Below are 24,347 nucleotides of genomic sequence, written 5' to 3' on the forward strand. Positions count from 1 at the left end.
TGACCTGCCGGGCCCGGGTCACGCCGTCGCCACGGTCCACGCGAACGGCGCCAGCGCGACCTTGCCCGTGCTGAGGTCGGCGTTCGGGTCGCCGGCCTCGGCCCGCCAGGCCCGGGGCGGCAGCTCGGCGGTCGCCGGGGCGTCGCCGAAGTTCAGCGCGACCGCCACGCCCTGACCCTCCGGGCCGGCCAGCGTGTAGGAGAGCACGCCGTTGCCCAGCGAGTGCACCTCGGTGGTGGCGCGGACCAGCCACGGGTGCCGCCGGCGGATGCCGATCAGCAGCTGATGCAGGCGCTGGATCTCCTCGTCGCCGCCGTCGTGCCAGGCCGGGCGGACCGCGTCGTCGCCGCCCTCGCGCTCCTCCTTGACGCCGCGCCAGGCCCGCTCGTCGCCGTAGTAGACCGACGGGATCCCGCCCACGGTGAACAGCACGGCCAGCGCGTGCGGCAGGTGGCGCGGCTCGGTGAGGCGGCTGGCGATGCGGGTGACGTCGTGGTTGCCGACGAAGGTCTGCGGCGCGAACGTCGCCAGCAGGTCGTTGTGCCGGCCCAGGGCCCACGCCAGCTCGTGCGGGTTGACGTCGTTGAGCGAGCTCCAGATGGCCTTCCACAGCTCGTACTGGGTGACCGTGTCGAGGCCGCCCTCGGTGACGTACGACGTGTAGTCGCCACGGATCACCTCGCCGGAGAACCACACGTCGGGATGCTTCGCGCGGGCCCGATCGGTGACCGTGCGCCAGAACGGCAGCGGCACCGCGTAGGCCGCGTCCAGCCGCCAGCCGTCGACGCCGCGGTCCAGCCAGTGGTCGAGGACGCCGGCGACGTAGTCGGCCACGGCCGGGTTCTCGTGGTTGAGCGCCACCAGCTGTCGGTGTCCCTCGAACGTGCGGAAGTCGTCTCCGTCGCGGACGAACCAGTCGGCGTAGGCCGCGCCGCCGCGCGCTGCGTCGGCGAACCGCGGGAAACTTCGGCCGACGTGGTTGAAAACACCATCAAGAGCGACGCGTACGCCCTTGGCCGCGGCCCGGTCGATCAGGTCGCGCAGGTCGTCCTCGGTGCCCAGGCGGGGGTCGACCCGGAAGTGGTCGACGGTGTCGTAGCCGTGCGTCTCCGCGGCGAAGACCGGGCCGAGCGCCAGTCCGTTGCAGCCCAGCTCGAGCAGGTGGTCGAGGCGGCCGGCCAGCTCGGGCAGCCGGTGCCGCGGCTCCGGGACCGCCGACTTCTCGGCGCCGAGGAAGCCCAGGGGATAGACGTGCCACCAGATGGCGTGGTCGGACCAGCGCATGCGCGCCTCCCGTTTTCCGCAGTTGATGAACCGTTGCAGGTGACCGGCGGGTAGCTGTCGGGTGTCCGTCGTTTGTCTCGCAAGGTGGGAACGACGTCTCGATCCCGCGACCTGAACGATAGTTTGGTCCTTAACGGTGATTTGGTTTTGCGCGGGTCGTGACCACCGCCCGCCGCGACACCTCGAGCCACCCGGGTTTACCGACTCGGGCCGCGTCACCTTCGCCATGCGTCCGGCGACCCCGGACCGGCCCTGTGACGCCCCGCTCGACCGATTCGCTGGGCGCGTGTCCGTTTGCCGCGCCCCACGCACCGTGGAGGAACCACGATCATGGCTGCCAAGCCGAAGCCCCAGCCCACCGACGAAGCCCGCGAGCAGGCGCGCCGCGCCCTGCAGACCTCGCTGGACACCCGGCAGTAGGGGCGTAAGCACTCAACTCATTTGCGATCCTTACGACCGGGCGGGCATCATGACTACCCATGAGCCCGCCTGCCCGGCCGTCATCCGCGGCAGACGCCACTCCGGCGCCCGCTGACGCCAGCACCGGCAGCACCGCCGCCGTGGCGAGCACCAGCGCGAGTGCCGGCGCCGCGCCACCCACGGCGCGGGGCATCGTGCGGCTCGCCGTGCCGGCTCTCGTGGTGCTGGCCGCCGAACCGCTCTACGTGCTCGTCGACACCGCCGTCGTCGGCCACCTCGGCCGGATCCCGCTCGCCGCCGTCGCGGTCAGCGGCACCGTCATGTCGGTGGCCGCGTGGTTCGGCACCCTCATGGCCTACGGCACCACCGGCCGGGCCGCCCGCCGCTTCGGCGCCGGGGACCGGGCCGCCGCCGTGGTCGAGGGCGTCCAGACGTCGTGGCTCGCGCTCGCCGTGGGCGTACTCATGGCACTGCTCGCCCAAGCCGGCGCCGGACCACTTGCCGCCGCCCTCTCGGGTGATCCCGCGATCGCGGACGCCGCGGCCGGATGGCTGCGGATCGCGGCGCTCGGCGCGCCCGGCCTGCTCCTCGCCGCGGCCGGCAACGGCTGGATGCGCGGCGTGCAGGACACCCGGCGGCCGTTGCTCTTCGTGCTCGGCGCGAACGTGCTCTCCGCGATCCTGTGCCCGGTGCTGGTCTACCCGGTGGGATGGGGACTGACCGGCTCGGCGGTGGCCAACGTCGTCGCGCAGAGCGTCTCGGGCGGCTGCTTCCTGGTCGCGCTGATCCGGGAGACCCGCGCGCTGCGGCCCCGGCCCCGGATCATCCTCGAACAGGTGAAGCTCGGTCGCGACCTGCTGATCCGGGGCGCCGCCTTCCAAGCCTGCTTCCTCTCCGCGACCGCGGTGGCGGCACGCTTCGGAGTCGCGGCGGTCGGCGCCCACCAGATCGCGTTGCAACTGTGGTTCTTCAGCGCGCTCGCCCTCGACGCGGTGGCGATCGCCGCCCAGTCGCTGGTCGGCGCGGCCCTGGGTGGCGGCGACGGGCAGGCGGCCCGCGACGTGGCCCGCCGGGTGACCATCGCCGGCGGGCTCGCGGGCGTGGCGTTCGCGCTGCTCGCGGCGGCCGGCGCCGGGGTGGTGCCGGGCTGGTTCACCCCCGATCCGTCGGTGCACGAGCAGGCCGCGATCGTGTGGCCGTGGTTCGTCGGGCTGATGCCGTTCGCGGGCGTGGTCTACGCGCTCGACGGCGTGCTGATCGGCGCCGGCGACGTGCGCTACCTGCGTAATCTCACGCTCGCCTAGGCGTTGTTGGGCTTCCTGCCGGCGGTCTGGCTGGCCTACGCCCTCGACCTCGGGCTCGGCGGCGTCTGGGCCGGCCTGGGGTTGTTCATCCTGATCCGCTTCGCGACGACGGTGTGGCGCTGGCGCTCGGGACGCTGGGCGGTGCTCGGCGCGACCCGCACGGCGTGACCCGCGCACGGCGACGGGGCGCCAACCCTAAGGTGGGCGGGTGAGCGCGGACGGTCTGATCGTGGTGGACAAGCCGGCGGGGATGACCTCGCACGACGTGGTGGCGCGCATCCGCCGCCTGGCGAAGACACGCCGGGTGGGTCACGGCGGCACGCTCGACCCGATGGCCACCGGCGTCCTGATCATCGGGGTGAATCGGGCGACCCGCCTGCTGACGTACGTGATCGGTGCCACCAAGAGCTACGCCGCCACCATCCGCCTCGGCCAGTCGACGATCACCGACGACGCCGAGGGCGACGTCACCGCGATCGCGCCGGCCGCCGCCGTCGCGGCCGTGTCCGGCGAGGCGATCCACGCGGGGCTGGCCGCGCAGCGTGGCGAGATCGACCAGGTGCCGAGCGCGGTGAGCGCGATCAAGGTGGACGGCAAGCGGGCCTACAAGCGCGTCCGCGAGGGCGAGGCCGTCGACCTGCCGCCGCGCCGCGTGACCATCTCCCGCCTGGACGTGCGGGACATCCGGCGCGCCGACACGGAGTCCGGCGAGGTCGTCGACGTGGACATCGACGTGGACTGCTCGTCGGGCACCTACATCCGGGCGATCGCCCGGGATCTCGGGGCGGCGCTCGGCGTCGGCGGCTACCTGACCGCCCTGCGGCGCACCGCGGTGGGGCGGATGACGCTCGCCGAGGCGGTAACGCTCGACGAGTTGGCGGAGCGCGCGCCCGACGTGGTCGGGCTGTCCCTGGCCGAGGCGGCCCGGCAAGCGTTCCCGCAGCGCACCGCCACCGCCGACGAGGCACGGGTGCTCAGCCACGGCGGCCCGCTCGCGCCGGCCGGCATCGCCGGGCCGTACGCGGTCTTCGACCCGGCGGGCGAGGTGCTGGCCATCGTCTCGGAACGCGAGGGCCGCGCCCGAGCCGAGATCGTCCTCGCCCCGGCCTGACGCCCGCCCCGGCGCCTGTCCCTACGGGTTCAAATGGCGGGCGATGGTGGCGATCAGGTCGGCGGCCGCGTACGGCTTGTCCAGGAAGTCGTCGCAGCCGGCCTCGAGGGCGGCGGCTCGGTCCTGGGGAAGGACGCTGGCCGTCACGGCCACGACCGTCGGCTTGGGCGCATCCGATTCGGAGAGCTCGCGGGCCAGGGTCAGGCCGTTGCCGTCGGGGAGGTTCATGTCCAGCAGGATCAGGTCTATGTGATCGGCGGCTATCCGAGTTCGCGCGGCGGCCAGGCTGATGGCGTCGACCACCGTGGCGTCGCGGACCACGGGGTCGGCGGACCGGGACAGGACGGCCTTGACCAGGGTGCGGTTCAGCTCCTCGTCCTCGACCAGCAGGATGGTGCTCATCGTGACTCCTTCAGCCCCGTTGCGGGGCGGGGTGCCGGGTACGGCTCGTGGGGTGGTGCGCGGCGGGGAGGTCGTCGTGCGGGGCCAGCGGCAGGCGGACGGTGAAGGCGCTTCCCTCGCCCAGGGCGGAGACCAGGGTGATCTCGCCGCCGTGCGCTTCCACCAGGCGTTTGGTCAGGGCCAGCCCCAGGCCGGTGCCGGCGCGCCGGCGGTCCGGGTCGCCCACCTGCTGGAACTCCTCGAAGACCCGGTCCTGGTCGGCGGGCGCTATGCCGACTCCGGTGTCGGCCACCGTCACGTACGCGTCGTCGTCGGACCGGTGGGCCGCGACCGTGACGTGGCCGTGCGGCTCGGTGAACTTGATGGCGTTGGAGAGCAGGTTCTCCATGATCTGGCGGAAGCGAACCCGGTCGGCCATCGCGGTGACCGGGGGCAGGTCGGTGCGTACCTCGATGTGCTTGGTCTTGAACAGCGGCGCCAGGCCGGTCAGCAGCTCCGTCACGGCGATGTCCACCCGCAGCGGCGCGGGACGCAGCTCCAGGTGGCCGGCCTCGACCTTGGCCAGGTCGAGGATGTCGTTGATCAGGCCCAGCAGGTGCCGGCCGCTGGTGTGGATGTGGTCGACCCATTCGGCGGGGACGCGCCGCCGGTCGCCCTCGGGCTCCTCGACGCGCATCAGGTCGCTGAAGCCGATGATCGCGTTGAGCGGGGTGCGCAGCTCGTGGCTCATGTTCGCCAGGAAGGCGCTCTTGGCCTGGTTGGCGCGGGTCAGCGCCGCCACCGAGGCGCTGAGGGTCTCGGCGACGGCCTGGCGCTCGGCGAGGATGCCGGCCTGGCCGCCGAGCGCCGCCAGCAGCCGCAGGTCGTCGTCGCTGAACAGGGTGCGGTGCCGGTTGAACAGCAGCACCGCGCCCTCGACATCGGGGGGCACGGGCATGCTCAGCACGGTGACGAAGCCCTCGCCCAGGTTGTCGCCGTAGTGGGCCACCAGGGCCGGGGCGCTCTCGTGCAGGCGCGCCTGCCGCCCGGCCGGGATCAGCGCGGTGAGCTCCTCGGCGTCCAGCTCCGGATGGCCGGGCATGGGCGGGCCGGCGAAGGCCGTCTGCGCGAGCTGACCGTCGGAGCGGGGCATGAAGACCGCGACGGCGTCGGCGCCGGTCTGCTCACGCATCAGCTCGGCGTAGAGCTGCCACACCTCGGTGGACGACTGGACCGAGGTGCGCAGCAGGTGCTCGGTCACGCTGTGCGCGGCGCTGGCCGAGAAGGCCCGGCGCAGCCAGCGCGGCGGCAGGAAGGCGACCAGGTAGCCGACGCCGCTGGCCAGCGCGAGCACCCGGCTGAACGCGAGCACGGCGGGGTGGCCGACCCAGACGCTGTTCAGCCCGATGAAGATCATCATGATGGCGAAGGCGAGGGTGGCCGCGGCGGCGGTCATCAGGCGGGCGCGGTTCGCGCCCGCGCGGGTGCGCGCCTTGCCATAGAGCAGGGCGGCCGGCACGGCCTCGCTGATGCTGAACCCGATCACGACGGCGACCAGCGCGCGGGTGTCCAGCGGGCGGTCCTCCCGGACGATAGGCACGGCCAGCGCCACGAACGCGCACAGCAGCAGCCGGTCGAGCCAGCGCGGCACGTGCCGCAGCCGGGCGGCCAGCCGCAGCGTCAGATAGGGCTGGCCGAGCAGGATCGTGGTGGAGACGAGGGGCGCCCACGCCGGCACGTCGCCGCCCATCCGCCGGGCGATGTCGAAGCCGAAGACGATCGCGCACGGCAGGAAGACCAGCGTGACGTTGCCCTGGAGGGAATCCCGCCGGCGCAGGTAGCCGCCGAGCGCGCGCAGGAACAACACCGCGAAGGTGAACTCCGCCGCGAGCAGGACGAGAGGGCTCCACTCGATGGGCATATCGGGCTCAATCGTAGCGTTTCGGGCGCTGGGGCAGACCTAGGTCGCGAGTGCTGCCCGATACGCTGTGCCGAGAACCGAGGAGGGCGGCAGGAATGCAGCGGTGGCGGGGCTACGAGGCGGTGCCCGGCGGGTGGGGCCGGTCGGTCGTCACGATCGGCGTCTTCGACGGGGTGCACCGCGGCCATCAGGCGATCATCGGGCACACCGTGAAGCGGGCTCGCGACCTCGGGCTCCAGTCGGTGGTGATGACCTTCGACCCGCACCCGGCAGAGGTGGTGCGCCCGGGCTCGCACCCGGCGGTGCTCACCGAGGCGGTGCGCAAGGCCGAGCTGATCGAGCAGCTGGGTGTCGACGCGCTCTGCGTGGTGCCGTTCACCCCCGACTTCTCCCGCCTGCCGGCCGAGGCCTTCGTGCACGACGTGCTGGTCGAGGCGCTGCACGCGGCGGTCGTGGTGGTCGGCGACAACTTCCGCTTCGGGCACAAGGCGGCCGGCGACGTCGCGCTGCTGGACCGGCTCGGGCGCTCGTTCGGCTTCACCGTGGAGGACGCGCCGCTGGTCTCGGCCGACGGGGTGGTGTTCTCCTCGACGTACATCCGCAGTTGTGTCGATGCCGGTGACGTGCGGGCCGCGGCCGCGGCGCTCGGCCGGCCCCACCGCCTGGGTGGCGTCGTGGTGCGCGGCGACCAGCGCGGGCGCGAGATCGGCTTCCCGACGGCCAACCTGATGGTGCACCGGTACGCGGCGGTGCCGGCCGACGGCGTCTATGCGGCCTGGATGATCCGCGGCGGCGAGCACGCGGGCCGGCTCGCGGCGAGCGTGTCGATCGGCACCAACCCCACCTTCTCCGGCCGCGAGCGCCGGGTCGAGGCCTACGTGCTCGACTTCGCGGGCGACCTGTACGGCGAGCGGGTCAGTCTTGACTTCGTCGCCCACCTGCGGGAGCAGCGCGTCTACGACGGCATCGAGCCGCTGGTCGCGCAGATCCGCGAGGACGTCGAGGAGACCCGCGCGCTCCTCCGCTGACCCCCTGGTAGGGTTGACGCGACGTTGGGCTACCCAACGACCGGTTCCGCGTGCCTGCCCGACGCCGCGGGTGCGGAGCTTTGAAGCCGGCAACACAGAAGCACGGAGAACATGGCGCTCGATCAAGAGACCAAGACCAAGATCATCGACGAGTACAAGGCGCAGGACGGCGACACCGGGTCGCCCGAGGTGCAGGTCGCGATGCTGACCAAGCGGATCGCCGACCTCACCGAGCACCTGAAGGTGCACAAGCACGACCACCACAGCCGGCGTGGCCTGCTGCTGCTGGTCGGCCGCCGCCGCCGCCTGCTCAACTACGTGCAGAAGAAGGACATCCAGCGGTACCGGTCGCTCATCGAGCGGCTCGGCCTGCGCCGATGACCTGACGGGGGAGTGGCCACCGGGCCGCTCCCCCGCGTCACACCAGCACCAAACCCACGGACCCGCGCGGTTGCAGGCCAACAGACACCGGTCCTCGGTAGTGGTTCCCAGGCCGACCTCCTGGGCACTTCGATCGAAGACCGGCAGCCTGAACACCGCGTAGCAGACCGCCGGGTCCTCGACGAAGGAGTTCCGCAACACCATGACAGAGCAGAGCGCTCTCGGTACCGACTCGCGTACCGCCATCATCGACAACGGTGCGTTCGGCACCCGCGAGGTGACCTTCTCCACCGGCCGGCTGGCCAGGCAGGCCGCCGGCTCGGTGATCGTCCGGCTCGGCGACACGGTCGTCCTGTCGGCCACCACCGCCAGCAAGGCGCCCAAGGAGCACTTCGACTTCTTCCCCCTGACGGTGGACGTCGAGGAGCGGATGTACGCCGCGGGCCGCATCCCCGGCTCGTTCTTCCGCCGTGAGGGCCGCCCCAGCGAGGACGCGATCCTCACCTGCCGCCTGATCGACCGGCCGCTGCGCCCGTCGTTCACCAAGGGCCTGCGCAACGAAGTCCAGGTCGTCGAGACCGTCCTCGCGCTCGACCCGGCCCACCCGTACGACGTGGTCGCCATGAACGGCGCCTCGATGTCGACCAAGCTCTCCGGCCTGCCGTTCAGCGGCCCGGTCGGCTCGACGCGCGTCGCGCACGTCGAGGGCCAGTGGGTCGCCTTCCCGACCCTGGAGGAGCTCGAGCGGGCCACCTTCGACATGGTCGTGGCCGGCCGGGTCCTGCCCGACGGCGATGTCGCGATCATGATGGTCGAGGCCGAGGCCACCCCGCACGCGATCAAGCTGATCTCGGCCGGCGCCGTCGCGCCGACCGAGGAGGTCGTGGCCAGCGGCCTGGAGGCCGCCAAGCCCGCCATCCGCGAGCTGTGCCGCGCGCAGAGCGAGCTGGCCGAGGTCGCCGCCAAGCCGGTCGCCGAGTTCCCGGTCTTCCTCGACTACCAGGACGACGTCTTCGGTGCGGTCGCCGAGACTGTCCGCGAGGAGACCGCCGAGGCGCTGAAGATCGCCGCCAAGCAGGACCGTGAGGAAGCCCTCGACCTGATCAAGGCGAAGGCGCACGACCTGCTCGACGAGCGGTTCGAGGGTCGCGAGAAGGAGATCAGCGCCGCCTTCCGGTCGCTGACCAAGTCCGAGGTGCGCGCCCGCGTGCTGCGCGAGCAGATCCGCATCGACGGCCGCGGCCCGCGCGACATCCGGCCGCTGACCGCTCAGGTCGGCGTGCTGCCGCGGGTGCACGGCTCGGCGCTGTTCGAGCGGGGTGAAACTCAGATCCTGGGCGTCAGCACGCTGAACATGCTGCGGCTGGAGCAGACGCTGGACACTCTCGCGCCCGAGAAGACCAAGCGCTACATGCACAACTACAACTTCCCGCCGTACTCGACCGGTGAGACCGGCCGGGTGGGCTCGCCGAAGCGCCGCGAGATCGGGCACGGCGCGCTGGCCGAGCGGGCCCTGGTGCCCGTGCTGCCGTCGCGCGAGGAGTTCCCGTACGCGATCCGCCAGGTCTCCGAGGCGCTGGGCTCCAACGGCTCCACCTCGATGGGCTCGGTCTGCGCCTCGACACTGTCGCTGCTGAGCGCCGGTGTGCCGCTGAAGGCGCCGGTGGCCGGCATCGCGATGGGCCTGATCTCCGACGAGGTCGACGGCAAGACCCAGTACGTCGCGCTGACCGACATCCTCGGCGCCGAGGACGCGTTCGGCGACATGGACTTCAAGGTCGCCGGCACCAGCGAGTTCGTCACCGCCCTGCAGCTGGACACCAAGCTCGACGGCATCCCGTCGGACGTGCTGGCCGGCGCGCTGCAGCAGGCGCACGACGCCCGCACCACGATCCTCGAGGTGATGGCGGCCGCGATCGACGCCCCGGCGTCGATGAGCGACTACGCGCCGCGGGTCACCACCGTCAAGATCCCGGTCGACAAGATCGGCATGGTGATCGGCCCCAAGGGTCAGACGATCAACGCGATCCAGGACGAGACCGGCGCCGACATCTCCATCGAGGACGACGGCACGATCTACGTCGGCGCGACCAACGGCCCGTCGGCCGACGCCGCGGTCGAGCGGATCAACGCGATCGCCAACCCGACGCTGCCCAAGGTCGGCGACAAGTTCCTCGGCACGGTGGTCAAGACGGCCGCGTTCGGCGCGTTCGTCTCGCTGCTGCCCGGCCGCGACGGCCTGCTGCACATCTCCAAGGTGGGCGACGGCAAGCGGGTGGAAAAGGTCGAGGACTACCTCAACGTCGGCGACAAGGTCGAGGTGTCCATCGCCGACATCGACGCCCGCGGCAAGATCTACCTTGACAAGGTCCGTCCCGAGGGCGAGGAGACCCCGGCTTCCGCCGAGGGCCGCGAGTCGCGTCCGCCTCGTGAGGACCGCGGCCCGCGTGGCGACCGTGAGGGCGGCGAGCCGCGCCGGCGTCGCCAGCGCAGCGGCGGCGAGCGTGGCGGCGACCGTGCGCCCCGCAGCGAGTAACAAAAGGTGACAGCGAGTTTCCGCGGGCCGGCCGGAAGGCCGGCCCGCGCCCTTACCAAGGCCCTGGGCGACGGCGTGCGCCGCACGGTCCTGCCCAGCGGCCTGCGCGTCATCACCGAGGCGATCCCGGGCTCGCGCAGCGCGTCGCTGGGCGTCTGGGTGGGCATCGGTTCGCGCGACGAGACACCGGCCATGTCCGGCGCGTCGCACTTCCTCGAGCACCTGCTCTTCAAGGGCACGCACAAGCGCACCGCGCTGCAGATCTCGGCCGAGATCGAGGCGGTCGGCGGCGAGACCAACGCCTTCACCACGAAGGAGTACACCTGCTACTACGCGCGGGTGCTCGACGACAACCTGCCGCTGGCGGTCGACGTGCTCTGCGACGCGGTGGCCGACTCGATCCTCGACCCGGCCGACGTGGAGGTCGAGCGCGGCGTCATCCTCGAAGAGATCGCCATGCACGAGGACGAGCCGAGCGACGAGGTGCACGACATCTTCACCGAGGCCATCTTCGGTGATCACCCGCTGGGCCGGCTCATCTCGGGGACCGAGGAATCGATCACCCCGATGACGCGTACCCAGATCAACGGCTTCTACCGGCGGCGTTACACGCCGCCGCACATCGTGGTCGCGGCCGCGGGCAACCTCGAGCACGCCACCGTCGTACGGCTGGTGCGCAAGGCCCTCGCCGGCACCGCGCTGGACTCGGCGGCGGGCGACCCGGCCGGCCCGCGCGCGGGCATCAAGCGGGTCCGGCACCAGAAGCCGCACACCGTGGTGCGCAACCGCGACACCGAGCAGGCGCACGTGGTGCTGGGCGGGGTCGGCATCGGCCGCCGCGACGAGCGCCGCTTCGCGCTGGGTGTGCTCAACAACGTGCTCGGCGGTGGCATGTCCAGCCGCCTGTTCCAGGAGATCCGCGAGAAGCGGGGCCTGGCCTACTCGGTCTACTCGTACGCGAGCCAGTACGCCGACGCCGGCCTGTTCGGCGTCTACGCCGGCTGCGCGCCCGGCAAGGTCGAGGAGGTGCTCGACCTGACCCGCGCCGAGCTGGCCCGGGTGGCGGACAAGGGGCTGACCGCCGAGGAGATCGCCCGCGGCAAGGGCATGGTGAAGGGCTCGTACGTGCTGGGGCTCGAGGACTCGGGCTCGCGGATGAGCCGGCTGGCCAAGTCCGAGCTGCTCTACGGCGACCTGATGACCGTGGACGAGCTGCTCGGCCGGGTCGACGCCGTGACCGCCGAGGACGTCGACGCGATCGCGCACGAGCTGCTGTCGCAGCCGATGTCGCTGGCGGTGGTGGGTCCGTTCGACGAGGCCGCGTTCTCGTGACGACGTTGGAGACCCCGCCCGAGACCCCCGTCGTTCCCGATGTGCGCAAGCGCCGGGTCGCCGGGATGGCCGTCTGGGCGGTGGCCTTCATCCTGTTCGTCGCGGTCGTCGGCGTCCCCACCAGCGATCCGCTCGTCGCGTTCGGCTGGCTCTGGCTGGCCACCATCGCCTGGCGCAACTACCGGCCGTGGCGCGAGCACCTGATCTTCCTGCGCGACTGGCTGCCGGTGGTGCTGCTGCTGGTCTTCTACAACGTGTCCCGCGGCTCGGCCGACAAGCTCTTCGACCCGCACGTCCAGTTCATGATCGACGCCGACGAGAAGATGTTCGGCCGGCTCACCGGTGGACACATTCCGACGGTCTGGCTGCAGCAGCACCTGTACGACCCCAGCCACGTGCCCTGGTGGGAGGTGGCGACCACGCTGGTCTACATCTCGCACTTCCTGACCGTGCCCACCGTCGCGGTGATCCTGTGGGTGCGAAACCGTGGGCTCTCCTACCGGTTCATCCGCCGGTGGATCTTCCTCAGCATGGCCGGCCTGATCACCTACTTCCTCTACCCGGCCGCGCCGCCGTGGTGGGCGTCCGAGCGTGGCTACCTCGGCGATCACGTGGCGCGCTTCTCGTCGCGCGGATTCGACGTGCTCGGCCTGCACAGCGCCGGCAACACGTTGAACGGACTGCAGGCCGATCAGTCGAACCCGGTCGCCGCCATGCCGTCGCTGCACACGGCGTACGCGTTGATGGCTGTTGCCTTCTTCCTGCCCATGGTCCGCAAGCGCTGGTGGCCGGTGTTGCTGGCATATCCGCTGGCGATGACGTTCACGCTGGTCTACACCGGCGAGCACTACGTGGCCGACGTGCTGGTCGGCTGGCTCTACGTGGGGCTGACGTTCCTGGTGGTCGGGCTGGCCGAACGATGGTGGGCACGGCGACATCCGATAGGTTGACCTGGTGACTGACTCGATTCGCGTTGGTGTGCTCGGGGCCCGCGGCCGGATGGGCCTCGAGGTGTGCAAGGCGGTCGACGCCGCCGATGACCTTGAGCTGGTCGCGATGATCGACCAGGGCGACCCGCTGTTCCGTGCCGCCGACAAGAGCGCCCAGGTGCTGGTCGACTTCACCAATCCCGACGCCGTGATGGCCAACCTGCAGTGGGCCATCGAGCAGGGCATCAGCGTGGTCGTCGGCACCTCCGGCTTCACGCCGCAGCGGCAGGAGCAGGTGCGTGACTGGCTGGCGCGGCGGCCTTCGGTGGGCGTGCTCATCGCGCCCAACTTCGGCATCGGCGCGATCCTGATGATGCAGTTCGCGGCCAAGGCGGCCCGGTACTTCGAGTCCGTCGAGATCATCGAGCAGCACCACCCGCGCAAGCTGGACGCGCCGAGCGGCACCTCGATGCACACGGCCAAGCTGATCGCCGACGCCCGCGCCGCGGCCGGCAGCCCGCCGATGCCCGACGCCACCAAGGAGGAGCTGGCCGGCGCCCGCGGCGCGACGGTCGACGGCGTGCGGGTGCACTCGGTGCGCGCGGCCGGCCTGGTGGCCCACCAGGAGGTGCTGTTCGGCAGCGCCGGCGAGACCCTGACGATCCGGCACGACTCACTCGACCGGGTGTCGTTCATGCCGGGCGTGCTGCTCGCGGTCCGCAGCGTGCTGAGCCACCCGGGCCTGACGATCGGCCTCGACGCACTGCTCGACTGACGGCCCTTCCGGCTTTACTGACAGCCCGTCGGGCGGCCCGGTCCGGGTGGTGCCCGTCGAGGGCCGCCGAACGGGGCTGACACCAGGTTGTAGGTTGGCTCGCGATGAACTCGCTTACTCCTCGTGGCCGCTGGATCCGGACCGCGGCCACCGTGGTCTGCGGGGTGCTGCTGCTCGGCGGCACCCTGTTCGGCGTCGACGACGACTTCCCGTTCGGGCCGTTCCGGATGTACTCGACGGCGCCCGACCCGAACGGCGACGCCAAGGACACCCGGGTGGAAGGGGTGGACGCCGCCGGGCGCACGGTGCAGATCACCGAGGGCAACAGCGGCATCCGGCGGGCCGAGATCGAGGGACAGGAGCAGACGTACGTGTCGGCGCCGTCCCGCCTGAGCGAGGTCGCCGACGCATACGCGGCACACACGCCCGCCGCGCCCGCACTCACGACGGTGCGGATCGTGGTGCGCTGGCACGGCATCGAGCACGCCCGGCCCACCGGCAGCTACCGCGACCAGGTCATCGCCGAATGGACCCGGCCATGAGGTGGCTCTTCTCGCCGGTCCCGCTGGGCCGGATCGCCGCGTTCCGCACCGTCGTCTACCTGTTCGTCGCTCTCGACCTGGTCGTTTTCACGCCGTGGGTGCGCTCGCACGCGAACACGCCGGGCTCCCTGTACCAGCCGCTGCTCGCCGGCCGGATCCTGCATCTGCCGACCCCGACGCCGCTGATCGTGCACTCGATCTTCTGGACGCTGATCGTGCTGGCCCTGGCCGCCGCCACCGGGCGGGCGCCCCGGATCCTGGGCTGGGCGGTCTTCGCGCTCTACTTCGAGTGGATGATCATCGCGATGAGCTACGGCAAGGTCGACCACGACCGGGTCGGGCTCCTGGTGGCGCTGGCGGTGCTGCCCACGATCGGCCGGGCCCGGCACGGCGACCGGACGCTGTCCGAGGCCGGGGGATGGGCGCTGCGGGTCACCCAGATCGCGGTGGTCTGCACCTACTTCCTGGCGGCGTGGGCCAAGCTGCGGTTCGGCGGCCTCGACTGGCCGACCAGCGCGGTGCTGGCCCAGGCCATCATCCGCCGCGGCACCTGGCTGGCCGACCAGATCGCGGTGGTGCCCGGGCTGCTGATCGCCGCCCAGTTCGGCATCATCGTGTTCGAGCTCGCCAGCCCGCTGATCTTCGCGGTGCCGCAGCGGTGGCGCTGGGCGGTGGTGGCGTTCTTCTACTCGTTCCACCTGATCACGTTCGCCACGATCACCATCTCGTTCGCGCCGCACCTGGTGGCGATGACCAGCTTCCTGGCCCTCGAGAAGGTGCGGCCGGTCGTCTGGGTCCGCCGTCGTCTCGGGCGCGAGACGGCCGGCCCGCCGCCGATCGCCGAGGCCGAGCCGGCGACGTAGCGCGTGGCCGCCGGTTGCGCTCCAGCGATAGTGACTTCCCGTGCGCTACGCGCGCGACGTTGTCAAGATCGCCGGGCGGGTGCTGGTGGTGGCGCGGCGATGATGAGCTTCTGCGCGTTGCGCGCGCCAAGCTATCAAGGTCGGCGGGGCGCGTCCGTGCCGAAGAGCAGGTCGCGCTGAGCTTGCGGTAGCGAACAAGCCGCCGTGCCGCCGGGCAGAAGGTGCCGGTGGTCGGCGATCCAGCGGTAGGCCGGCCAGGCGGCGAGCCGGACCGGTGCGACGGCGAGCGCGCTACCCGCGACCTGCCAGAACCGGCCGGCGTCCTGGAGCAGCAGGGCGATGGCATCCGGGCCCGACGCTCTGACGCTGCCGGCGACCCACTGGACCGCTTCCTCGCATTCCTGCTGGGTGAGGCCGAGCGCGTCGAGGTCGGCGAACTGCCACGGGATGACCCGGGCGCGCGTGGGGATGCGGCGTTCGATGAACTCGGCGCAGGTGGTGCAGAAGGCGCAGTCGCCGTCGTAGACGAAGGTGGCGGTCACGACGGCAATTCTGCGCTCACGTCGGCGTGCAGCCTCAGTTGGGGGACCAGCATGTCGTCGACGTCGAGGGCGCGGCCGGCGCCGTCGGGGGACCAGCCGGCCGAGGTCAGGAACTTCTGGGTGGCCTTGTCCTGCTCGTACGCCCAGGCCACGGCGTGCGTGAAGCCGTCCTCGCGCCACAGGTCGACGGTGGCCGAGAGCAGGCGGCTGCCGTGGCCGCGGCGGCCCCACCGCGGCTCGACCAGCAGGTCGGTGATCGCCGCGAAGGTGATCGGCAGCGGCGGCTCCTCGGGGGCCAGGGCCTCCTCGTCGGCCGGGCCGGCGGCGGCGAAACCGACCACCTCGGTGGCCGACTCGCCCTGCTCGACGGCGACGAGCACGCGGTGGCGCGGCGACGGGAGCTCCTGGATGGTCTGCCGCCAGGCGCCGGCCAGCTCCGCCTCGTCGAGGCCGGCGAGCACGTGCGGGGGGAACATCCGCCGGTACGCCGTGCGCCAGGTGGTGAGCTGGATACGGGCGATCTCCGCGGCGTCCTCGGGACGAGCGGGACGGACGAAACCGAGTGCCATGCCGCGAGCCTACCGACCGGCGTTTTTGTCGTACCCCCGGTCTAGCCTGCACAGCGATGGGACTCGAATCGCTCTCGCTCGCCCAGGCCCGGCGCGTCGCGCTGGCGGCCCAGGGCTTCACCGACCGCCGGCCCGGCGGCGTCACCGACATGCGCCACCTGCGCCGCGTGCTGCGCCGGCTGCATCTGATCCAGATGGATTCGGTCAATGTGCTGCAGCGCGCCCACTTCATGCCGCTCTACAGCCGCCTCGGGCCCTATCCGGTCGAGCTGCTGGAGCGCGCGGCCTACCGCAAGCCCCGGGAGCTGTTCGAGTTCTGGGGGCACGAGGCGTCGCTGATCACCACCGACCTGCAGCCGCTGTTCCGATGGCGCATGGCCCGGGCGGCCGACTTCGCCTGGGGCAGCATGGTGCGCATCGTCAAGGAGCAGCCCGAGCTGGTGGCCTGGGTGCTCGACGAGGTGCGGGCCCGCGGGCCGATCACGGCGGCCGAGATCGAGCACGACGCGCCCCGCCGCAAGGACCACTGGGGGTGGAACTGGTCGGTGGTCAAACAGGCGCTCGAGTGGCTGTTCTACACCGGCCAGGTGACGGCCGCCTCGCGCACGACGTCGTTCGCCCGGCGATACGACCTGCCGTCGCGCGTCCTGCCGGCATCGGTGCTCGATGCGCCGACGCCCGCGTATCCCGATGCCATCCGGGCACTGGTCGAGATGTCCGCCCGGGCACTGGGGGTGGCCGCCGAGCCCGAGCTGCGCGATTACTTCCGGCTGCCGGTCGAGGGCTTCAAGCAGGCGGTGCAGGAGCTCGTCGACGACGAGGTGCTGGTGCCGGTGGTGGTGCAGGGGTGGAAGCAGCCGGCCTATCTGCATCGCGAGGCCAAGCTCCCGCGGTGGGTGCGCGCGTCGACCCTGGTGAGCCCGTTCGATCCGCTCATCTGGGAACGGGGCCGCACCGAGCGGCTGTTCGATCTGTCCTATCGCATCGAGATCTACGTGCCCGCGCCGCAGCGCCTTTATGGCTACTACGTGCTGCCGTTCCTGCTCGGCGACCGGTTCGCGGCGCGGGTCGATCTCAAGGCCGATCGCAAGGCCGGCGAGCTGCAGATCCCCGCCGCCTGGCTGGAGCCGGCGGCCGATCAGGAGGAGACCGCGGCGGCGCTGGCCGCCGAGCTGCGCCGGCTGGCCGGCTGGCTGGGCCTGCACACGGTCACCGCGCCGGTCAAGGGTGACTTCGCCGGCCCGCTGGGTGTTGCCCTCGCGGGTGTACCGTCGCAGCCATGACCCTGGCAGATGAGCCCGTGCAGGGTCCGGCCCTGCCGCCGGGATGGGGATATGCGGGTTACGCGCCGCCGCGGCCGGACGTGGTCACCCGGTTCGTCCAGCGCGTCTGGGCCCGGTCGCCGGTCTGGGCCGCCCCGTTCGCGGCGCTGGTCTGCATGTCCGGCGCGGTCGGCTACACGCTGGCCACCCACCCGGCCGACGCGGGCGCCGGCGACGCCCCGACCTGCCTGCTGAAATACACGACCGGGTTCGTCTGCCCGGGCTGCGGCGGCACCCGCGCGGCGTGGTATCTGTTGCACGGCGACGTGCCCGCGGCCGCCCGGCACCACGCGATCTTCACCTTCGCCGTGCCGTTCCTGCTGTACATGTACGTGGCGTGGGCCGGAAAACGGCTGTTCAAGTGGAACCTGCCGCAGCTCAGGATCGGTCCGGGCGCGATGATCGCATTCGTGGCGGTCTGGGGCGTCTGGAGCGTGCTGCGTAACCTGCCCTGGGCGCCGTTCACCGCTTTCTACGTATAGGGTCGGAATCGAAGTGGGAGACGACACCTGGACCTCGCCTCGCTCCGGCCCCCACTTCGATTCAGACCCTTGGCGGCGCGTCCGATAGGTTGTCGGTATGACGCACGACCCGCGACCCTTCGGACGGCTGCTGACCGCCATGGTCACTCCCTTCGCCCCGGACGGCTCCCTCGACGTCGAGGGCGCGGCGAAACTGGCCACCTACCTCGTCGACGAGCAGCGCAACGACGCGCTCGTGATCAGCGGGACCACCGGCGAGTCGCCGACCACCACCGACGCGGAAAAGGAGACGCTGCTCCGCGCGGTCGTCGACGCGGTCGGCGACCGGGCCAAGGTCGTCGCCGGCGTCGGCACCAACAACACCGCCCACACGCTCGAGCTCGCCCACGCCGCGCAGAAGGCGGGCGCGCACGGCCTGCTGGTCGTGACGCCGTATTACAACAAGCCCCCGCAGGCCGGCGTCGCCAAGCACTTCCTGACCGTGGCCGACGCGGCCGAGCTGCCGATCATGGTCTACGACATCCCGCACCGGGCCGGCACGGCGATCGCCACCGAGACCATGTGCCGGATCGCCGAGCACGACCGGATCGTCGCGGTCAAGGACGCCAAGGGCGACTTCACCGCGTCCTCGTGGGTCACCGCCCGCACCGGCCTGGCCTACTACTCCGGCGACGACGCGGCCACGCTGCCGCTGCTCGCCGTCGGCGGGGTCGGCCTGGTCGGCACCTCCACCCACTTCACCGGCCCGATCGCCAAGGAGATGATCGAGGCGTACGAGCGGGGCGACGTCGCCGCCGCCCTGGCCCGGCACCGGAAAGCGTTGCCGCTGTTCACCGGCATCTTCCGGGCACCCGGCACCATGCTGGTGAAGGCCGGCCTGCGCGCCCGCGGGCTGCCCGCCGGCCCGGTGCGGTCTCCGCTGGTCGACGCCGGCGACGACGAACTGAACCAGTTGCGCGAGGACGCCGCGAAAGCCGGCATCGTCCTCTAATACAGAGAAAGACGCGAATGAGTCAAGCTCACGTGGAGCTGGATCCACCACCGCCGCTGCCGGAGGGCGCCCTGCGCGTCGTCCCGCTCGGCGGGCTCGGAGCCATCGGCCGCAACATGACCGTGCTCGAGTTCGACGGCAAGCTGCTCGTCATCGACTGCGGGGTGCTCTTCCCCGACGTCGAGCAGCCCGGCGTCGACCTGATCCTGCCCGACTTCACCCCGATCCTCGACCGCCTCGACGACATCCAGGCGATCGTGCTGACCCACGGCCACGAGGACCACATCGGCGCCGTGCCCTACCTGCTGGCCCACAAGGCGGACATCCCGCTGGTCGGGTCGGAGTTCACGCTCGCGCTGGTCGAGGCCAAGCTCGCCGAGCGGCGGCTCGACCCGTACACGCTGACCGTGCGGGAGGGGCAGACCGAACGGCTCGGCCCGTTCGAGTGCGAGTTCTTCGCGGTCAACCACTCCATCCCGGACGCGCTGGCGGTCGCCGTGCGCACGCCGGCCGGCCTGGTGCTGCACACCGGCGACTTCAAGATGGACCAGGTGCCGCTGGACGGGCGCATCACCGATCTGGCCGGCTTCGCCCGGCTCGGCGCCGAGGGCGTCGACCTGCTGCTCTCCGACTCGACCAACGCCGAGGTGCCCGGCTTCGTGGCCCCCGAGCGCGACATCGGCCCGGTGCTCAGCTCGATCTTCGGCAAGGCCAAGGGCCGCATCATCGTGGCCAGCTTCGCCTCGCACGTGCACCGGGTGCAGCAGGTGATGGACGCGGCCTGGGAGTACGACCGCAAGGTGGCCCTGATCGGCCGCTCGATGGTGCGCAACATGGGCATCGCCCGCGACCTGGGCCTGCTGAACATCCCGGACGGCCTGCTGGTCAGCCTGGACGAGGCGACCAACCTGCCGGGCGACGAGATCGTCTTCATGTCGACCGGGTCGCAGGGCGAGCCGATGAGCGCGCTCGGCCGGATGTCGACCGGCGACCACCGGCACATCACGATCGCCCCCGGCGACACCGTGGTGCTGGCCAGCTCGCTGGTCCCCGGCAACGAGACCTCGGTCTACCGGGTGATCAACCAGCTGTCCCGGGCCGGCGCCACGGTGATCCACAAGGAGACGGCCAAGGTGCACGTCTCCGGCCACGCCCCGGCCGGCGAGCTGCTGTTCCTGCTCAACGTCGTGCGGCCGAGCAACCTCATGCCGGTGCACGGCGAGTGGCGCCACCTGCGCGCGCACGCCCAGCTCGGCGTCGAGTCGGGCGTGGCGGCCGACCGCGTCGTCCTCTGCGAGGACGGCGACGTGGTCGACCTGGTCGAGGGGCACGCGCGGCACGTCGGCCGGGTGGAGAACCGGTACGTGTACGTGGACGGCCTGGCCGTCGGCGACGTCAGCGAGTCGCTGCTCACCGAGCGGCGCATCCTGGGCGACGGCGGCTTCATCTCGGCCACCGTGGTGATCGACTCGGTGACCGGCAAGGTGGTCGGCGAGCCGAACATCTCGGCCAAGGGCTTCTCCGAGGACCCCGAGGCGTTCAGCCCGGTCATCCCGTTGCTGACCGCGGCCCTGCACCGCTCGGCCGAGGACGGCATCACCGACACGCACCAGCTGCAGCAGGTGGTGCGCCGGACGGTGGGCCGCTGGGTCAACGACGCGTATCGACGACGGCCGATGATCGTACCGACCGTCGTCGAAGTCTGAACCTTCCGCCCGCGAGGTCCGTACCTCAGGTCACGGTGCCGCCCCCACGGCACCCGTGGCTGAGGGGAGTTCCTCGAGATGCAGCGCAGCAGGATCGCCGTGGCGGCGGCGGTCGTGGCGGCGGTCGGAGCGGCGGTGGCCTTCACCCTGCCTTCGATGGCCGGCACCACGTCGTCGGCCAAGTCCGCCCCGGCGACCAGGTCCGACGTGTCCCCGCAGATTCTCGCGGCGATGGCACGCGACCTCGGCCTCGACCGCGGCCAGGCGACGGCCCGGCTCAAGCGGGCGAAGTGGGCGAGTGGCGTCTCCGCCACGCTGGCCGCGAAGACCGGCTCGGACTTCGGCGGCGCGTGGCTCGCGACCGACGGCACCACGCTCAAGGTCGCGGTGACCGACCCGGGCGCGGCGGACGCGGTTCGCGCGGCGGGCGCGGAGCCGGTGCTGGTCAAGCGCAGCGAGCAGACGCTGAACTCGGCGAAGGAGAAGCTGGACGCGGTGCGCGCGGACGCGGCCGGGGTGACCGGCTGGTACGTCGACGTGCAGACCAACAAGGTGGTCGTGGTCGCCAAGCCGGGCCGGACGGCGGCGGCCCGTAGCCTCGCCGCCGAGGCGGGCGTCAAGGGTGACGCGGTCCGCGTGCTGACCAGCTCGGCCGTGCCGAAGCCACTGTTCGACGTGCGCGGCGCCGACCCGTACTTCATCTCCCTGGACGGCGGCACCGCCCGCTGCTCGATCGGCTTCTCGGTCCAGGGCGGCTTCGTGACCGCCGGACACTGCGGCACGCCGGGCGACCAGACGTCCGGCTTCAACCAGCGGGCCCAGGGCGTGGTGCGGGCGTCGGTCTTCCCGGGCAACGCCGACATGGGCTTCGTCGAGGTCAACGGCGACTGGACCCCGCGCCCGGTGGTCAACGACTTCCAGGGCAACGAGCTCCCGGTCGCGGGCAACACCGAGGCCCCGGTGGGCGCGGCGATCTGCCGCTCCGGCTCGACCACCGGCACCCGCTGCGGCACGATCCTGGCCAAGAACCAGACGGTCGTGTACCCGGAGGGCGCGGTCACCGGCCTGACCCGCACCAACGTCTGCGCCGAGGGCGGCGACTCCGGCGGGCCGTGGCTCTCCGGTGACCAGGCCCAGGGCGTGACCTCGGGCGGCTCGGGCGACTGCACGGTCGGCGGCGAGACGTTCTTCCAGCCGGTCAACGAGATCCTCGCGGCCAACAACCTCACGCTGGTGACCAGCGGCGGCGGCGCTCAGGCCACCACGCCGCCGGCCGAGAGCGCCAACGCCTGCGCGTCGCTCCCGGTGCAGCGGCGCGGCGCGATCAACCGCGCCGGGGCGGCCCAGGCCACCCCGAACAACGGCGCCTTCCGGGCCAACGCCGGCCGGCAGACCGCCTGCCTCGACGCCCCCGACGGCGCCGACTTCGACCTGTTCCTGCAGCGCCTGACCGGCGCCGGGTTCCGGACCGTGGCCCGGGCGACCGGGGCGGGTGACAAGACCCTGAGCGTCAACGCGCGCTCGGGCACCTACCGGTACGTGGTCCGCGCGACCTCCGGCACCGGCTCGTACACCCTGGGGTTCGCCACCCCGTAAACCCCGTACCGTTGCCGATGTGTTCTTCGAAGCCGTCGCGTACGTCGCCGTGGCCCTGCACTTCGCGTTCCTGGGCCTGGGACTGCTCGGCGGCTTCGTCGCGTGGCGGTGGCCGCGGCTGATCTGGTTCCAGGTCGCCGCGGCCACCTGGCTGCTGCTGGTGGTCATGGCCGGCCTGCCCTGCCCGCTCACCTGGGTCGAGGACCGCGCCCGCGCCCACGCCGGCCTGCCCGCGCACGAGGGCGGCTTCCTCGCCAACCACGTGGCCGGCCTGTTTTATCCCGCCGGGCACGAGCGGGCCGCGCAGGTCGCCGCGGCCCTGGTGGTGCTCAGCTCGTGGGCCGGTTTTGCCGCAGCTCGGCGACGGCGTCGGCGAGCTGGCAGCCCGTCGCTATCCCGCAGATCATCACCTGATCGAGCTGCTCGGGAGTGACGCCCTTCTCCCAGTCGGCGAGCACCTCGCCGATGACGTTAACCACGCCGTCGTCCTGGATGTGCACGTACGCCTTCGGCCAGAGCCGGTCGTGGTTCCACGCGTTGCAGAACTCGTAGAGGCGGACCACGTCCTCCATCCCGAAGGCGTGCTGCACCATGGCGCGCACCTGGAGCATCTCGCCCTGCTCGCCGATCTGGAAGAAATACACCAGGTTGCCCTGGAAGTTCCCGACGACGTCGCCGTCCTCGTCGATCATGTAGCTGAACTCGCGAGCGCCCAGCACCGACTTGATCATTTCATGGGTCAAAGCCTGCACCGGACGACAGTAGCCCGCGGTGCGCCTTCGCGTTCGCCGGGCGCATCGACGCTACGGTGTATTCCATGGCTGCCCGCACACCTCCGGCGAGGGCGAGGAAGCCCGCGCCCCGGAAGGCGGCCCCCCGCAAGGTGGCGCCGCGGAAGGCGCCGGCCCGCCGCCGCCCCTCGGCGACCCGCGCCCGCCCCTCGGCCGGCTCGGTCGTCGCCGCCGGGCTGGGCCGCGGCGTCGGCGCCCTGTGGATGGGCGTCGCGCACGGCGTCGGCTGGGTGGCCCGCGGCGTCGGCCGCCAGGCCGCCAACGCCAAGGAGATCGACCCCGAGCACCGTCGCGACGGCGCCGGCCTTCTGATGCTGGGCCTGGCCATCGTGATCGGCGTGGCGGTCTGGGCGGGCAGCGCCGGCCCGGTCGGCAAGTGGCTGGCCGACGCGGTCCGGCTGTTCTTCGGCGGGCTTGCCGTGCTGCTGCCGCTGCTGTTGCTCTACGGCGCGATCCGGCTGATGCGCCGCCCGGCCGACCCCGAGCACCGCGGCCGCAGCCTGGTCGGCTGGACGGCGATCATCCTGGCCACCGCGTCCCTGCTGCACATCGCCCAGAAGCCCGCGCCCGGCGGCGACCTGGCCACCGACAACGCCGGCGGCCTGCTCGGCTACGGCGTCGGCGGGCTGCTCGAGCGGGCGGTGACCGGCTGGGTGGCGGTGCCGCTGCTGGTGCTGCTGTTCGTCTTCGGCCTCCTGGTGATCACCGCGACGCCGATCAACAAGATCCCCGAGCGGGTGCTGCTGCTGGTCGACGTGCTGCTGGGCCGCAACACCGAGCGCGCCCCGCTGCCCGCGCCGGACATCGACCTCGACCTGGCGGAGGACGACGAGCCGGTCAAGCCGAGGCGCCCGGCGCGCCGTCGGCAGGGCTCGCTCGCCGACATCGGGCTCGCGCCGCCCCTCGAAGACGAAGACGACGAAATCGTCCACGATGTCGTCCCCATCCCGAAAAGCCGGAAAAAGCCGGCCGCGCCGGCCGAGCACTCGCCGCTGCCCACCCGGGCCGAGCAGCTCGAGATCACCGCGCTCGAGGGCGACTACCACCTGCCGCCGCCGACCCTGCTGTCGACCGGCGCCCCGGCGAAGGCCCGCAGCCGCGCCAACGACGAGGTGATGGCCGCCCTGGCCGGCGTGTTCGACCAGTTCAACGTCGACGCCGTGGTCACCGGCTTCACCCGCGGCCCGACGGTCACCCGCTATGAGGTCGAGGTCGGCCCGGGCGTCAAGGTCGAGCGGATCACCCAGCTGTCCCGCAACATCGCGTACGCGGTGAAGTCGGCCGACGTGCGCATCCTCAGCCCGATCCCGGGCAAGAGCGCGGTCGGCGTCGAGATCCCGAACACCGACCCCGAGATGGTCTCGCTCGGCGACGTGCTGCGCTCGCGGGCCGCTACCAGCGACCACCACCCGATGCTGGTCGGGCTCGGCAAAGACATCGAGGGCGGCTATGTGGTCGCCAACCTCGCCAAGATGCCGCACATTCTGGTGGCCGGCGCCACCGGTGCCGGCAAGGCGCTGGCCCTCGACACTCCCGTTCCG

Annotated in this window: 21 protein-coding genes and 2 pseudogenes; 17 read left to right on the forward strand and 6 right to left on the reverse strand. The window is 71.9% G+C overall.

The features are described 5' to 3' along the window. Positions 1 to 18 precede the first annotated feature (18 nt). On the reverse strand, positions 19 to 1,284 hold the full coding sequence (locus ACFQS1_RS14570; protein WP_378968068.1) for an alpha-amylase family glycosyl hydrolase: 1,266 nt from the start codon (positions 1,282 to 1,284) through the stop codon (positions 19 to 21). A 560-nt stretch (positions 1,285 to 1,844) separates the two neighbouring features. On the opposite strand from ACFQS1_RS14570, the pseudogene ACFQS1_RS14575 reads away from it, so the two are divergent. Together ACFQS1_RS14575 and truB are read left to right on the forward strand one after the other, a co-directional pair. After that, positions 1,845 to 3,176 (forward strand): annotated as a pseudogene (locus tag ACFQS1_RS14575) (MATE family efflux transporter). A gap of 82 nt (positions 3,177 to 3,258) precedes the next feature. Beyond that, complete coding sequence (gene truB / locus ACFQS1_RS14580; protein WP_378968206.1) at positions 3,259 to 4,119, forward strand: tRNA pseudouridine(55) synthase TruB; 861 nt, start codon at positions 3,259 to 3,261, stop codon at positions 4,117 to 4,119. 21 nt (positions 4,120 to 4,140) lie between these two features. Here the strand turns inward: truB and ACFQS1_RS14585 are convergent, their stop codons facing one another. Together ACFQS1_RS14585 and ACFQS1_RS14590 are read right to left on the reverse strand one after the other, a co-directional pair. Beyond that, positions 4,141 to 4,521 carry a response regulator gene (locus tag ACFQS1_RS14585; protein WP_378968070.1) on the reverse strand — a complete coding sequence of 127 codons (381 nt, stop codon included), beginning with the start codon at positions 4,519 to 4,521 and terminating at the stop codon, positions 4,141 to 4,143. Positions 4,522 to 4,531: 10 nt separating this feature from the next. Beyond that, positions 4,532 to 6,421 carry a sensor histidine kinase gene (locus ACFQS1_RS14590; protein WP_378968072.1) on the reverse strand — a complete coding sequence of 630 codons (1,890 nt, stop codon included), beginning with the start codon at positions 6,419 to 6,421 and terminating at the stop codon, positions 4,532 to 4,534. A gap of 95 nt (positions 6,422 to 6,516) precedes the next feature. On the opposite strand from ACFQS1_RS14590, the gene ACFQS1_RS14595 reads away from it, so the two are divergent. The 8 genes from ACFQS1_RS14595 to ACFQS1_RS14630 all read left to right on the forward strand — a co-directional run bounded on the left by ACFQS1_RS14595 (position 6,517) and on the right by ACFQS1_RS14630 (position 14,807). Next, positions 6,517 to 7,449, forward strand: a complete 933-nt coding sequence (locus ACFQS1_RS14595; RefSeq protein WP_378968074.1) for a bifunctional riboflavin kinase/FAD synthetase — start codon at positions 6,517 to 6,519, stop codon at positions 7,447 to 7,449. 111 nt (positions 7,450 to 7,560) lie between these two features. After that, complete coding sequence (gene rpsO / locus ACFQS1_RS14600) at positions 7,561 to 7,830, forward strand: 30S ribosomal protein S15 (RefSeq protein WP_026206975.1); 270 nt, start codon at positions 7,561 to 7,563, stop codon at positions 7,828 to 7,830. Positions 7,831 to 8,032: 202 nt separating this feature from the next. Further along, complete coding sequence (locus ACFQS1_RS14605; protein WP_378968076.1) at positions 8,033 to 10,366, forward strand: polyribonucleotide nucleotidyltransferase; 2,334 nt, start codon at positions 8,033 to 8,035, stop codon at positions 10,364 to 10,366. Between the two features lie 6 nt (positions 10,367 to 10,372). Next, complete coding sequence (locus ACFQS1_RS14610) at positions 10,373 to 11,698, forward strand: M16 family metallopeptidase (protein WP_378968078.1); 1,326 nt, start codon at positions 10,373 to 10,375, stop codon at positions 11,696 to 11,698. Between the two features lie 65 nt (positions 11,699 to 11,763). Next, positions 11,764 to 12,648: a phosphatase PAP2 family protein gene (locus tag ACFQS1_RS14615; protein ID WP_378968208.1), complete on the forward strand. Its 885-nt coding sequence runs from the start codon at positions 11,764 to 11,766 to the stop codon at positions 12,646 to 12,648. A 4-nt stretch (positions 12,649 to 12,652) separates the two neighbouring features. Beyond that, positions 12,653 to 13,402, forward strand: coding sequence for a 4-hydroxy-tetrahydrodipicolinate reductase (gene dapB, locus ACFQS1_RS14620; protein ID WP_378968080.1), 750 nt, complete (start codon positions 12,653 to 12,655; stop codon positions 13,400 to 13,402). Positions 13,403 to 13,506: 104 nt separating this feature from the next. Then, a complete protein-coding gene (locus ACFQS1_RS14625; RefSeq protein ID WP_378968082.1) occupies positions 13,507 to 13,944 on the forward strand; it encodes a hypothetical protein in 438 nt (145 codons plus the stop codon). After that, positions 13,941 to 14,807 carry an MFS transporter permease gene (locus tag ACFQS1_RS14630; protein ID WP_378968084.1) on the forward strand — a complete coding sequence of 289 codons (867 nt, stop codon included), beginning with the start codon at positions 13,941 to 13,943 and terminating at the stop codon, positions 14,805 to 14,807. Before ACFQS1_RS14625 ends, ACFQS1_RS14630 begins: the two co-directional genes overlap by 4 nt. A gap of 134 nt (positions 14,808 to 14,941) precedes the next feature. On the opposite strand, the gene ACFQS1_RS14635 is transcribed toward ACFQS1_RS14630, so the two are convergent. Continuing rightward, positions 14,942 to 15,358, reverse strand: coding sequence for a thiol-disulfide oxidoreductase DCC family protein (locus ACFQS1_RS14635; protein WP_378968210.1), 417 nt, complete (start codon positions 15,356 to 15,358; stop codon positions 14,942 to 14,944). Continuing rightward, positions 15,346 to 15,918, reverse strand: coding sequence for a GNAT family N-acetyltransferase (locus ACFQS1_RS14640; protein ID WP_378968086.1), 573 nt, complete (start codon positions 15,916 to 15,918; stop codon positions 15,346 to 15,348). The genes ACFQS1_RS14635 and ACFQS1_RS14640 overlap by 13 nt, the downstream gene beginning before the upstream one ends. A 56-nt stretch (positions 15,919 to 15,974) precedes the next feature. Between ACFQS1_RS14640 and ACFQS1_RS14645 the strand changes: the two genes are divergently transcribed. The 6 genes from ACFQS1_RS14645 to ACFQS1_RS14670 all read left to right on the forward strand — a co-directional run bounded on the left by ACFQS1_RS14645 (position 15,975) and on the right by ACFQS1_RS14670 (position 22,448). Then, positions 15,975 to 17,201, forward strand: a complete 1,227-nt coding sequence (locus ACFQS1_RS14645) for a winged helix-turn-helix domain-containing protein (RefSeq protein ID WP_378968088.1) — start codon at positions 15,975 to 15,977, stop codon at positions 17,199 to 17,201. Beyond that, positions 17,198 to 17,722 carry a DUF2752 domain-containing protein gene (locus tag ACFQS1_RS14650; protein WP_378968090.1) on the forward strand — a complete coding sequence of 175 codons (525 nt, stop codon included), beginning with the start codon at positions 17,198 to 17,200 and terminating at the stop codon, positions 17,720 to 17,722. Before ACFQS1_RS14645 ends, ACFQS1_RS14650 begins: the two co-directional genes overlap by 4 nt. A gap of 97 nt (positions 17,723 to 17,819) precedes the next feature. Next, positions 17,820 to 18,713, forward strand: coding sequence for a 4-hydroxy-tetrahydrodipicolinate synthase (gene dapA / locus ACFQS1_RS14655; protein ID WP_378968092.1), 894 nt, complete (start codon positions 17,820 to 17,822; stop codon positions 18,711 to 18,713). 17 nt (positions 18,714 to 18,730) lie between these two features. Next, complete coding sequence (locus ACFQS1_RS14660; protein ID WP_378968094.1) at positions 18,731 to 20,419, forward strand: ribonuclease J; 1,689 nt, start codon at positions 18,731 to 18,733, stop codon at positions 20,417 to 20,419. A gap of 78 nt (positions 20,420 to 20,497) precedes the next feature. After that, positions 20,498 to 22,015, forward strand: coding sequence for a S1 family peptidase (locus tag ACFQS1_RS14665; RefSeq protein ID WP_378968096.1), 1,518 nt, complete (start codon positions 20,498 to 20,500; stop codon positions 22,013 to 22,015). 19 nt (positions 22,016 to 22,034) lie between these two features. Continuing rightward, positions 22,035 to 22,448 carry a DUF2784 domain-containing protein gene (locus ACFQS1_RS14670; RefSeq protein WP_378968098.1) on the forward strand — a complete coding sequence of 138 codons (414 nt, stop codon included), beginning with the start codon at positions 22,035 to 22,037 and terminating at the stop codon, positions 22,446 to 22,448. Here ACFQS1_RS14670 and ACFQS1_RS14675 read toward each other — a convergent pair. Continuing rightward, the gene (locus tag ACFQS1_RS14675; RefSeq protein ID WP_378968100.1) at positions 22,345 to 22,767 is read right to left on the reverse strand and encodes a type III secretion system chaperone family protein; all 423 of its coding nucleotides are present in this window, start codon (positions 22,765 to 22,767) and stop codon (positions 22,345 to 22,347) included. The two genes, ACFQS1_RS14670 and ACFQS1_RS14675, sit on opposite strands and share 104 nt — an antisense overlap. A 65-nt stretch (positions 22,768 to 22,832) precedes the next feature. On the opposite strand from ACFQS1_RS14675, the pseudogene ACFQS1_RS14680 reads away from it, so the two are divergent. Further along, a pseudogene (locus ACFQS1_RS14680) lies at positions 22,833 to 24,338 on the forward strand (DNA translocase FtsK 4TM domain-containing protein); the annotation flags it as partial. Between the last annotated feature and the right edge of the window lie 9 nt (positions 24,339 to 24,347).

Origin of the sequence: Paractinoplanes rhizophilus, assembly GCF_042664765.1 — a bacterium.
GTDB lineage: Bacteria > Actinomycetota > Actinomycetes > Mycobacteriales > Micromonosporaceae > Actinoplanes > Actinoplanes rhizophilus.